This is a genomic window from Ruminococcus sp. CAG:330, assembly GCF_000437175.1.
Classification (GTDB): Bacteria; Bacillota; Clostridia; order Oscillospirales; family Ruminococcaceae; genus Ruminococcus_C.
Window position 1 is genome coordinate 7,213 of the sequence record NZ_FR898013.1, and the last position, 12,245, is coordinate 19,457.

10 protein-coding genes are annotated in these 12,245 nt (G+C 48.4%); 1 reads left to right on the forward strand and 9 read right to left on the reverse strand.

Going from position 1 to position 12,245, the window contains the following annotated elements:
* Nucleotides 1–70: 70 nt before the first annotated feature.
* From QZL66_RS02665 to QZL66_RS02680, 4 genes are all read right to left on the reverse strand, one after another.
* Nucleotides 71–1,165, reverse strand: coding sequence for an ABC transporter ATP-binding protein (locus tag QZL66_RS02665; protein WP_022410223.1), 1,095 nt, complete (start codon nt 1,163–1,165; stop codon nt 71–73).
* A gap of 3 nt (nt 1,166–1,168) precedes the next feature.
* Nucleotides 1,169–1,789, reverse strand: coding sequence for a carbohydrate ABC transporter permease (locus QZL66_RS02670; RefSeq protein WP_293601793.1), 621 nt, complete (start codon nt 1,787–1,789; stop codon nt 1,169–1,171).
* 202 nt (nt 1,790–1,991) lie between these two features.
* The gene (locus QZL66_RS02675; RefSeq protein ID WP_021681698.1) at nt 1,992–2,891 is read right to left on the reverse strand and encodes a carbohydrate ABC transporter permease; all 900 of its coding nucleotides are present in this window, start codon (nt 2,889–2,891) and stop codon (nt 1,992–1,994) included.
* 1 nt (nt 2,892) lies between these two features.
* Nucleotides 2,893–4,215 (reverse strand): ABC transporter substrate-binding protein, encoded by a 1,323-nt coding sequence (locus QZL66_RS02680; RefSeq protein ID WP_022410225.1) that lies wholly within the window; start codon nt 4,213–4,215, stop codon nt 2,893–2,895.
* A 222-nt stretch (nt 4,216–4,437) separates the two neighbouring features.
* Between QZL66_RS02680 and QZL66_RS02685 the strand changes: the two genes are divergently transcribed.
* Entirely contained in the window at nt 4,438–5,463 is a 1,026-nt protein-coding gene (locus QZL66_RS02685) for a LacI family DNA-binding transcriptional regulator (protein WP_022410226.1), read from the forward strand.
* Nucleotides 5,464–5,778: 315 nt separating this feature from the next.
* On the opposite strand, the gene QZL66_RS02690 is transcribed toward QZL66_RS02685, so the two are convergent.
* The 5 genes from QZL66_RS02690 to melB are packed head-to-tail and all read right to left on the reverse strand — an operon-like array spanning nt 5,779 to nt 12,060.
* Nucleotides 5,779–7,278: a UDP-glucose--hexose-1-phosphate uridylyltransferase gene (locus QZL66_RS02690; protein WP_022410227.1), complete on the reverse strand. Its 1,500-nt coding sequence runs from the start codon at nt 7,276–7,278 to the stop codon at nt 5,779–5,781.
* Nucleotides 7,279–7,283: 5 nt separating this feature from the next.
* Complete coding sequence (gene galE / locus QZL66_RS02695; protein ID WP_022410228.1) at nt 7,284–8,273, reverse strand: UDP-glucose 4-epimerase GalE; 990 nt, start codon at nt 8,271–8,273, stop codon at nt 7,284–7,286.
* Nucleotide 8,274: 1 nt separating this feature from the next.
* A complete protein-coding gene (locus QZL66_RS02700; RefSeq protein WP_293601794.1) occupies nt 8,275–9,327 on the reverse strand; it encodes an aldose epimerase family protein in 1,053 nt (350 codons plus the stop codon).
* Between the two features lie 19 nt (nt 9,328–9,346).
* Nucleotides 9,347–10,630, reverse strand: a complete 1,284-nt coding sequence (locus tag QZL66_RS02705) for a galactokinase (protein ID WP_022410230.1) — start codon at nt 10,628–10,630, stop codon at nt 9,347–9,349.
* A 2-nt stretch (nt 10,631–10,632) separates the two neighbouring features.
* Nucleotides 10,633–12,060, reverse strand: a complete 1,428-nt coding sequence (melB, locus tag QZL66_RS02710; protein ID WP_022410231.1) for a melibiose:sodium transporter MelB — start codon at nt 12,058–12,060, stop codon at nt 10,633–10,635.
* Between the last annotated feature and the right edge of the window lie 185 nt (nt 12,061–12,245).

The window sequence follows — 12,245 nt, forward strand, 5'->3', positions numbered from 1 at the left end:
AAATCCGTTCGGATCATTGATCCAGCAATTCGGGGCTTTGAAATGAATTTTCTGCATAGTATCCTCCTAATTAGAAAAGGCTCTCTTCGGTTTGCGTATCAAAAAAGTGCATTCTGGACGGAACAAAGGCAAAATCAATGGTATCTCCGGGCTTGCTGATCTCATATTTGGATACTCTCGCCACCGAGGCAGTGCCGCCGAAGTTAAAGTACAGGTTGTTCTCATTTCCCATAACTTCTACGCTGTCCACCGTTGCAGACATGATATTCTCCTTGTAAAGATCCAGATTCTGCGGATCCAGCTTGATGTCCTCACCACGAATGCCAAGAACCAGCGTTCCCTGTCTGCCGTTCAGTTTTGTCACAACAGATTTCGGCAGCTGCATCTTACTGCCATCGGAGAAAGTCATGGCATTCCCTGCAACCTTTACCTCATAGAAATTCATCTGCGGCGAACCGATAAATCCCGCCACAAACTTGTTTGCCGGATGCTCATACAAGTCCATCGGCTTGCCCACCTGCTGGATCACACCGTCTTTCATAATGACAATGCGGTCTGCCATGGTCATTGCCTCCACCTGATCGTGCGTCACATAAATGGTGGTACTGCCCAGCTGCCGGTGCAGCTTGCTGATCTCGCTTCTCATGCTGACTCTCAGCTTAGCATCCAGATTGGAAAGCGGTTCGTCCATGAGAAACAGCTTCTGATCCTTGACAATTGCACGTCCCAATGCTACCCTCTGCCGCTGACCGCCGGAAAGATTCTTCGGTTTCCGATAACGGTATTCCGACAGTCCCAGAATATCGATTGCCCAGTCCACCTTCTTCTTGATTTCCGCTGCCGGCACCTTCATATTCTTCAAGCCATAGGAAATGTTCTTTTCCACTGTCATGTGCGGATAGAGGGCGTAGTTCTGAAATACCATAGAGATGCCACGATCTCTCGGCAAAACTGCATTCATACGCTTTCCGTCAATGTAAAAGTCACCGCTGGTGATTTCCTCAAATCCGGCAATCATACGAAGTGTGGTCGATTTTCCGCAGCCGGACGGCCCGACAAAGGCAATGAATTCTCCCTCCTCAATGGAGAGGCTGAAATCGGTTACGGAATTTTTATCTGCACCTGCATATTTCTTACAGATGTTCTTCATTTCAATAAAGCTCATAAGTTAGCCCTCCTTGGAACCTGTGGAAACGACGCCCTCTACAATCTGCTTGGAGAAAAGGGCATAGATGATAATAACCGGAATGGTAATCAGGGTGATGACAGCAAGCGTCTGTCCCATGGTTGTATTGTCGTTGGATGTGATGGAGTTCAAACCGATCTGAGCGGTCAGAAGATCGCTGGACGTGAACACCAGTGACGGCCAGAGGTAATCATTCCATACATTCAGGAATGTGAAAACACTGACAGTTGCAACAACTGTTTTGGACATCGGCAGCACCATTGTAAAGAAATACTTCACAGGATTGCAGTGATCCAGCTGTGCAGCCTCCCAGACATCATCGGGCAGGCTGACAAAAACCTGCCGGAACAGGAAAATATTAAACGGATTGACGATCATCGGAAGCACATAACCAAAAACGGTATTCAGCAGTCCCATTTTGGAAACGAACATAAAGTTGATGGTGATAATGGTTTCTGTCGGAATGATCATCAGCATCATGATGATCGCCAGCCATCTGTCACGAAACGGGAACTTGATCTTCGCCAAGGCATAGCCTGCCAGGCCGTTGACGATCACGCCAGCCACGATCATGATAGCTGCATAGAACAGTGTATTTGCCATAAATCGAAGGAATCTGGTGTTGAACAAAATTTCCTTATAGTTATCGAAAAATCCCTTTCCCGGTGCAGGCGGAATAAATGCACTGACGGAATTCATATCAGCAGTAATCGCAGCATCTGGCTTAAACGAATTTGCAATCATCCAAATGACCGGAAACAGGAAGAATAAGGACAGCACTAGCATGACTGCAACAAGGATTCCATTAGCGATTTTTTGCTTTTTTGTTTTCATGTTTCTCCTCCTTGTCCTTTGTCAAAAACGTTTGAATCATGGTGAGTATGACAACGAATACAGTAAAGACGATCGCCATTGCCGAAGCAAGTCCAATTTCCCAGTTTACCGTACCGGTTTCGTAAATATCATAGACAATGGTATAAGTCGAATGAGACGGACCGCCGCCGGTCATTACCATCGGCTGTACGATCATACGGAATGCACCGATGGTCACTGTGATAAAGACAAACACACAGAGCGGTTTTAGTTCCGGTAGTGTGATATTCTTGAATTTGCTCCAGCCGCTGGCGTGATCCATTTCCGCCGCCTCATAGAGTGCCGGATTGATTGCCTGCAATCCGCCGAGGAAAATAATCATCTGGTAGCCGACACCCTGCCAGACACTCATCAGTGCAATGGAAGGAAGTGCCTGATTGGCACCATAGATAAACGGCTGTGCATCAATGCCAAAGTGAGAGAGAATCGTGTTCAGAATGCCCTCCGGACTATAGATCTGCATCCAGAGATTTGAAACAACTGCCAGGGACATGACCACCGGAATAAAAAATGCGACCTTGAAGTATTTCTTACAAACTGTGACTTTATTGATAAGCAGTGCCAGTCCCAATGCTCCCAGCGTTTGCAGCGGAACAATGATCAGTACAAACTTAACGGTATTTCCAAAAGCTGTGGTAAACAGGTCATCCTTAAAAATGGTACTGAAATTTTCCAGTCCTACAAAATGTGTCAGCTTTGGATTTAATGCAAAATAATCTGTAAAGCTGTAAATCAATGTGAGTATCATCGGAATGAACAGGAACACCGTCATCAGAACCAGTGCCGGTCCGAAAAAAGCCATTCCGAGAATGGAATTCGATTTCTTTTTCATGTTATCTTGTGTAACGCTTGAGCTTTGCGTTGATCCTTTCTACAGATTTATCCATTTCGTTTGTGACGTTTTTGCCGCTCAATCCAACGTCCTCCAGAACCTGCTGGAACGATGTGCTGACCTGCGGATAAACAGGTGTTTTCGGTCTGGGATGACCGTAATCTCTCAGCTGTTCGTAAAGTGCCTTATAATTTTCGTCTTCCTCAAAAGTTGTGATCTGGTCATAAGCCGCATAAGTGGAGGGCATGCTCTTGGTTTTCTCATAGAGAAGAACACCGCTGTCCACACCGCTCATCCATTTTACCAGCTCTGTAGCGGCTTCAATGTGTTCCGTTTTTGTGGTAGCAGCATATGCCCAGGAACCCGTCGGTGTATATCTGCCGCCGTCCCAGTTGTCACTGACAATATACGGTGCAACACCAAGGTCGATGTCGCTGTAGCTCTGATAGATCGTATTGACTTCCCATGCACCGTCAAATTTGAACGCTGCACGCCCGCTTTCAAACAGGTTTTCAATGGGCGTTGCGGACATATCCTTGTTTTCCACCAGTCCTCTGAAGTACTGGAACACCTCCGCATTTTTGTCCGAGTTGAAATATCCGTCTGCGGTAAGACCGTCCTCACTAATGAGATCGCCGCCATTGGACCAGATAAACGGAGCATAGTAATAAATGCTGGATTCGCCGACCGGAAAGGTCATATCCAATGGATACCCGTTTTTGCTGTCCATGATCGGTTTCAGCTGCTCCAAAATATCCAGAAATTCCGAGAATGTCCAAGGGTGATCCTTATCGGGCACTCCAATTCCTGCTTCCTCCAGAATCGCCTTATTATAATAGAGACCGACGCTGGATTCCATGGCACCGAGTGCATACAGCTTGTCATCGACCGTTCCCTGCTCCAGAATGGAATCCAGATAAGCCGATTTTTCTTCCTCGCTCAATTCGGCAAGCGGCTGAATAATGCCGTTTGCTGCATAAGCAGAAATATTCGGGCCGTCCACGGTGATGACATCGGGAAGATCTCCCGACATAACCGAAGCATTGATCTTATCCGAATAACCGCCGCCGCTGTCATTTCGAGGAATAAATTCAATGTCTGCAAAATAGGTTCCGTCATACTTTTCATTGAAGCGTTCCACCGACGCTTTATAAGCTTCGCCTTCCGGTGTATCCTCAATGGTATGCACCCACATGCTGATGTACTGCTCTCCCTCATCATATCCCTTTACATCACCGGGCTTTACGGTTTTGCTGCACCCTGTAAGCGGAACTGCACTCGCCAGAATTGAAAGAGCCGTCAGAAATAATGGTAGCTTTTTCATCGCTGTTTCCCTCCGTTCTTTTTAAGTAACCGGTTACTTTACTGATTACAGTATACCATGGAACCGGTTACTTGTCAAGATTTTTTCTGATTTTTGTAGCAATTTCTAAAAATCCTGAAAACGTTTTGTGCAGTTCTACGAAACTGGTTACTTTACCAATTCTTTTATTGATTCAAAAACCGTTGTGTGCTATAATGAAGAGAGAAACAGGAGGCATAAAAAATGGCGAAAAAAAATGTAACCTTTGCAGATATTGCAGCATATACCGGTTTTTCCAAAACAACGATCTCCCGATATTTTAACAATCCGGACTCCATCACTGTGGAAAATCAGGAGAAGATCGCAAATGCCTTAGCCGTGCTGGACTATAAGGAAAATAAGCTGGCAAGAGTCATGGCAAACGGCAAAACAGAAATGATCGGCGTAATCATTCCCAACTTATACATGCACTATTATTCGGATATGCTGGATCACATCATCTCGACTTATGAGGAATACGGCTATAAATTCATCGTATTTGCAGGGAACGAAGATGCTGATGTAGAACGGCGATATATTCAGGAGCTTCTCGCTTATAAGACAGAGGGACTGATTATTTTAAGTCACACGCTCTCTTCCAAAGAACTGGCAGAATATCACGTTCCCATCGTTACCATTGAGCGGGAAGATGAATATGTGTGCAGTGTCAATACAGACAACTACATGGGCGGCGTGCAGGCTGCAACCGTTCTCGCCAAAAGCGGCTGCGACATTCTGATCCATGCAAATGCAGATTTTCCAAGTACCATTCCAGCTCATGGAAGAATTCAGGGATTTCAGGATTTTTGCGAAACAAACGGGTTGGAACATCGCATCATGATTCGGAATTTCGGTGCCAGCTTTGAAGAAAACAATGCAGAGATCGCAAAGCTTTTACAGGAGATCGAAGAAATTTATCCCGAAAAAAAAGCGGGAATCTTTATGCCCAATGACACCCACGCCAACATTCTGCTCAATCTTATCATCCGAAAATACGGCACGCTGCCGGAACGATATAAAATCGTTGGTTTCGACAACTCTCCTGTTTCCAGAGAGGCGGCCTTTCCCATCACCACAGTCGGACAACAAATGGACAAAATCGCACACGAGGCAGTAGAACTGCTTTCGCAGCAAATCAGCGAACGGAAAAAGCGCAGACCCAAGCCGCTTTCCGCACCGATTCACAAGGTGCTTACCCCGGTTCTGATTCGCAGAGAAACCACAAAATAAAGACAATCCCCTGATCCGCAGAACGCCGTTTTCTATATAAGAACCTGTCTTCACAAGAAATATATGTGGGTTTTCGAGCACAATTTTGTTGCAGACAAGGCAAAAATACGCAGGCGGGCTGTCGCCCGGCAAGTATTTTTCACGCAGGATGCAGCAAAATTTGCCGAAAAGGCACGTGTATACGCTTGTGAAGACTGGTTCTAAAACAACCAGCCTGAGATTCCAATCATAGAATCTCAGGCTGGTTTTCATTTGTATGCAGTGAGAAAAGCGATGTGGCTTTCACAACCTTCTTCCATTTTGATGCGTTTTCGTTTATTCTTCCAACAACGATTCCATAAATCGCACGAAGGCTGCTTTGCCTGTCTCACTTCTCCGGAATACACCGGCATCTAGCAAAACCTGCTCAAACACCTTTCCCACTTCTGCGTGCAAGATATCCCATGCATTTTCCGCTGAAAATTCCGGATGCTGTTTCAAAATGGAAACAGCCCAGTCAGCATGTGATGCGGTCAGCGGATTCGCCGTCAAATCTGCACCGGAAAGCATCGCCGCTCTCACGGCATCCAGTTCCGCTGCAAGACGTGAAGGCAGCACTGCAAGCCCCATGACCTCGATCAGGCCGATGTTTTCCTTTTTGATGTGGTGCAATGACGGATTGGGATGAAATAGTCCCAGCGGACGTTCTTCCGTAGTGCGATTGTTTCGCAGAACCAGATCACACTCATAGGTACTGCCATGCATTCTGGCGATCGGTGTGATGGTATTGTGCGGCACACCATCAGTGGATGCCAATATCTGCACACTTGCATCGCTGTAGGTACGCCACTTTTCCAGAATCTTGCTGCAAGCCGCAGCGAGCGTGCTCCGGTTCGATGCCTGCAGCCGTATCACTGACATGGGCCATTTTACAATGCCCACCTGCACATCCGGAAACTGCGGAAGCACATAGTATTTTTCAATCGGTGCTTTTGCCATGGCAAAGGTATAGTTGCCGCCCTGAAAATGCTCATGGCTGAGAATCGAACCGCCCACAATGGGCAGATCTGCATTCGAGCCAATGAAATAGTGGGGCAAAATATCCAGCACATCAAACAGCTTCTCAAACACTGCCGCATCGATCTTCATTGCTGTATGCTTTTCGTTGAACACAATGCAGTGCTCGTGGTAATACCCATAGGGCGAGTATTGCAGCTGCCACGGTTCTCCCTGAATTTGCAGCGAAACCGGACGCAGATTCTGCCGTGCCGGCTGTTTCAAATTTCCGGCAAACCCTGCATTTTCCGGACACAGCTGACACTTGGGATATGCAGATGCCTTGGCAGATTTTGCTGCGGCAATGTCCCTGGGATCTTTCTCCGGCTTGGAACGATTGATCGTAATGTCCAGTGTGCCGTATTCGGAAGCATATGTCCACTTCAAATCCTTTGCAATTCTGCCCCGGCGCACATAATTCAGGTTCTGGCTAAGCGCATAGTACCAGTCCGTCGCTGCTTCCGGCGATACAGCGTAGTGCTTCCGAAAAGATGCCATCACCTCTCTGGGCATAGGTGTCAGTACGCCCATAAGCCTGGTATCAAACAAATCCCGTGAGGCACCGGTATCCGGAATGAGATGCTGTGCACAGGCATAGTCGATCAGCGGCTGCAAAATCGCATCAATCTCTGTTTCTGAAGATGCTTCTCCGCTGGTCTGCCAATCGTTCAGCTGAAAAATCTCCATGTACTGATTCTGTACCACATAGCGATCTTCCGGTTGGATCAAATCGTTTTGCAAACCGTAATCCATCATCTTTTGAATCGCATCGCAAATCATCTGTTTCACTCCTCATATCCATTGGGGTGGTGCTTATGCCACTTCCACGCACTGGAAATGATCTCCTCCAGACTATCGTGCACCGGATTCCAGCCCAGCACACGTTTTGCCTTTTCACTGGATGCCACCAGTCTGGCAGGATCGCCGGCACGGCGTGGGGTTTCCACCGCCGGAATGGGATGTCCGGTCACCCTGCGTGCGGTTTCAATCACCTCACGGACAGAATACCCGATTCCGTTTCCCAGATTGAAGATATTGCTTTCACCGTCCTGCATCAGATACTGTACCGCAAGAATGTGTGCCTGTGCCAGATCGGTCACATGGATGTAGTCCCGAATGCAGGTGCCGTCCGGTGTGTCGTAGTCCGTACCATAGATGGAAATGGCATCCCGTTTGCCGTTGGGGACTTGCAGAATCAGCGGGATCAGGTGACTTTCCGGATCATGTGCCTCTCCGATGGTACCGCTGGCATCTGCACCGCAAGCGTTGAAATACCGCAGAGAAACATACCGCAGACCATGTGCTTTGGCAGTCCAGTGGAACATCTTCTCCATGGCAAGTTTGGTTTCCCCGTAAGGGTTCGTGGGACAAGTCCGGTCGCTCTCCAGAATCGGAATATTCTCCGGCTCGCCGTAGGTAGCAGCAGTGGAGGAAAAGACGATCTTATCCAAACCATGGCGTACCATTGCCTCAAGGAGTACCTCTGTTCCGCAAAGGTTATTGTTGTAGTATTTCAGCGGATTGGCAACACTCTCTCCCACCAGCGAAAATGCTGCAAAGTGAATCACGGCATCAATTTTTTCCGCATCGAACAGCTTATCCAAAAAGGCAGCATCCCGGATGTCGCCCTCGTAGAATTTCGCCTGCTTGGGAACAGCGCTGCGATGCCCTGTCACCAGATTGTCTGCGACAATGACCTCATGGCCGGCTCTTACCAGCTCCAGTGCGGTATGCGAACCGATGTATCCGGCTCCTCCTAAGACTAAAATACGCATATTATGCTTCTCCTTTCTGTGAAAAATGGAACTGTGTTTTCTGCCGGTACGGGGTATTTGCACGCAAAATCGGCGAGGGAAAATTGGGATGATTGATGGCGTCCGGAAAATTCTGCGTTTCCAGACAAAAGGCACTGCGTTTTCCGTAAGCACAGCCGTCTTTTCCCAAATCCGCCGGAATTTCTACGAAATTGGCAGTATACACATGAATGGCGGGCTGCGTTGTTTTGCAGGTGAGCCGGATTCCGCTCTCTGTGCTGTATGCCTCCGCCTGAATCGGTGCATCGGAACGAACGGCAAAACTATGATCTACCCCAGCTGCATTCTGAATCTGCACGCAATCCTCCTGAAATGCTGCCGGAATCGGCTTGTATGCCCGAAAGTCAAAGGGCGTTCCTGCAACCGGTGCGATTTCCCCTAACGGAATGGAAGTCCGGTCAATGGGAATGTAGGAATCCGCAAAAAGTTTCAGCATATGATGCGCCAGTGTTCCGCTTTGGTGTCCGTCCAGATTGAAATAGCTGTGGTTTGTCAGGTTGCAGATCGTATCTTTATCACAAACTGCGTCATAGGCAATGGTCAGAGTATTGGTATCGTCAAAGGTATAGGTAACAGTCACCTGCAAATTTCCCGGATAATGTTCCTCGCCGTCCGGACTCTCTGTGGTGAAAGCAACGCTGTTCCCGCTGCATTCCGCCTGCCAGATACGCCGACTCAAGCTGCGGTAACCGCCGTGCAAATGGTTTTTTCCTTCGTTGCAGTTCAGCTGTATCTGCTGACCGTTCAGGGTGAACTGTCCGTGACAGATACGGTTGCAGTATCTTCCAACAGTTTCGCCAAAATATTCTCCGCCGGTTTCATAGCCTTTCACATGGGCATAGCCCAGCACCACGTCCCGCAGCTGCTTCTGCCGATCCGGCACCAGCAGGGAAATCACCGAAGCACCGTAATCACAAAGTGTCACGCTTGCACCGGAGGCATTCTCAATGCGGTAGAAATGTGCCATCTGCCCACTGGAAGTTAATTCAAATTCTGAAATCTGTACTTGTTTCATGTGATACATATCCCCTTTCTCAATCAAACTGCATACCGCCAATGTTCCGGATCTGAAGGATCTGGCAGCTGCCCTCCCCGAATAACTGATCCATTTTTTCGCAGTAATCTTTCGCCATGTGCACCGGCACAAATGCCTGAATGGTTCCGGCAAATCCTCCGCCGTGCACTCTGGAAACGCCTGCATCTCCGAGGATCTGCTCGCTCGCCCAGAGCCCCAGCGGAATGCCCTGCTCTGCCGGTTTGCTGCAAGAGTAGAGATTCTGGAGCCATTTCGCAGAGGAATCTCCGGACTCTTTCACCAGTTTCAGAAACTGCGGAAAATCATTGCCGGACAGTGCCTTTGCCTCCTCGGCTGCACGCCGGTTATCTCCATAGAAATGGGCAGCACGCAAAATGGCACGGTCGGAACAGGCAGTCCGCAATTTCGGAAGTGCCTGCAGGAACGCTTTCTCGTCCACTTCCCGCAGATGATTTTTTCCGAATTGTGCAGCTACCAGATTCATCTCCGCCGGAATGGAAACGTAGTCATCTGTTAAATCTGCATGGCTGCCCTTGGTATCTGTGATACAAAGCACATAGCCGGCATCTTCAAACTGACAGGACAGTTTTTCGATTTTCGGGTTGTCCGTGTCCTCAAAATCAATGAACACGAATCCGCCTACAGAGCTTACCATCTGATCCATCAGCCCGCTCTTTTTTCCGAAGTACCGATTTTCCGCATACTGTCCGATTTTGGCAATTTCCACTGCTCCGGCAGCACCTGCATGATAGTGCTGGTCGATGATAGTGCCGATGAGTACCTCAAAGGCTGCCGAGGACGAGAGCCCGCTGCCGCTCAGGACATTGGAGGTGGTGTAGGCATCAAAGCCACCTACAGCAACGCCCATTTCCTGAAATCTGGAAACCACACCACGAATCAGTGCAGCGGACTTTCCCTTTTCCTCCGGCTGTACCGTAAGGTCACACAAATCCACATAATCCTGCGAATATCCGGCAGATTGCAGCCGAATCACATGCTCATCGTGAAATGCCACAATGGCAATGACGTCCAGATCAACAGAGGCCGCCAGAACACAGCCATGCTGGTGATCGGTGTGGTTTCCGCCGATCTCGGTTCTGCCGGGTGCAGAAAATACGGCGATCTCCTCCCGTTCCGGATACAGGCGGGAAAAGTTCTCTGCCGCCTGCAAATAGCGTGCACGCTGTGCAGCAAGTACGGCATCGGAGCTGCCGTAGAGCCTGCAAAGCTTTTCATCATATTTTCCTGCGGTCAGGTCTGCCTGAAATTGTTTCAGTTTCATGGTCATGCTGCCTCCTCTGTCGTCTTTTCGGATGTCAATTCAGTCTGGGGACTGGAAATGGCGGAAACCACCTTTTTCATATACGCATCGTTCAGCTTATACTTCCTGCGGTATACCACATATGCCAGCAGCATTCCCGCTGCCGGAATGACACACATCAGCACACGAATGGAGTTCTGGGTTGCGAGGGACTGGATCTGGTTCGGTACATATCCGGTCAGGTCCAGTGCAAAACCGATGGACAGAGAGGTAAATGCAGCGGTCAGCTTCACGATCAGTGTCTGGAGGGAGAATACGACACCCTCATTCCGAACGCCCAGCTTATATTCGCCGTAGTCCACCACGTCTGCCAGAAAGACTGTCGCACAGCCCAGTTCCAGACCAGTACCAGTCTTGACGATCACACCTGCAATGACAGTGAGCACAATGTTCTGCGGTGCAAAAATACCGGTAAGCAGCAGGATCATCAGTCCGATTGCCGGAAGAATACATGCCAGCAGGAATGCTTTCTTTCTGGAGAGCATCTTGGTGACCTTCGGGAAGATAATCAGACCAACCACTTCTGCGATGGAGGCACTGATCATAAATGCAGAGAGCATACCGCTGTTGTTGCAGACATAAGCGAAATAATAGGTTGCAACACCCATAATGAACTGGATTCCCACGTTGTACAGGAGGATCAGAGCCACTGCCCAGCGAAGCTGGTCATTTCTCTTGATGATGGAGAAGATGTCCTTGAAAGAAACCTTTTCTGCCTTTTTGCCCACCTGCTTTTTCGGCAGATTGATGACGGTAACTGCAATGGTAAAGATAAAGGTTGCGGCAATGATCAGTGCAAAACGGTGGTATCCTGTATAACCGCCGCCCAGTCCCTTGATGATCTGTACGCCAAATCCGGCGATGATCAGGGACTGACCGATGCTGGCAAAAATACGGGGCAGTACAGAAACCTTTTCTCTCTCATGAGGATCTGAAGTCAGATTCGGAACGATAGACCAATACGGAATATCCATAATGGTATAGGTCATGCCCCAGAGGATATAGGCAACGGCAGCAAATACGCAAAGTCCGATGCCGCTCAGATGGAAGTCGGTGAACAAAATGATAAAAACAAATGCGTTAATCAGTGTTCCGACTGCCAGCCACGGGACAAACTTTCCGAAACGGCTTCTGGTGTTGTCCACCAGCATTCCCATAAACAGGTCGTTGAAGGCGTCCCAGATTTTTGCGGCAAAGAACATGATGCCGATAAATGCCGGTGCAACCTTAATGATGTCGGTGAAATAGATCATGGAGAACGTTGCGATCATGCCATAGATCATATCCTTGCCCAATGCACCAAATGCAAAGGTATACTTGATTTTCCCCGGAACTTTCCCGGGATACATGACGTTTCCGCCGCCGGCGGGTTGTGTGCTGTTTTTTAACATAAGAAAAACCTCCTTGAATCGGGACCTGTTTTCGTTCCGGCCCCTGTTTTGTTTGCATCTTTATCATACCACAGGACATCCCCCAAAGGAATACATTATCCTGTGCAAAAGATACAAATTCCAACACAATTCAAGAAGGTTTAGGCAACACCGCACAAAGATTGTGCGACAGATGCGTCGTCAAA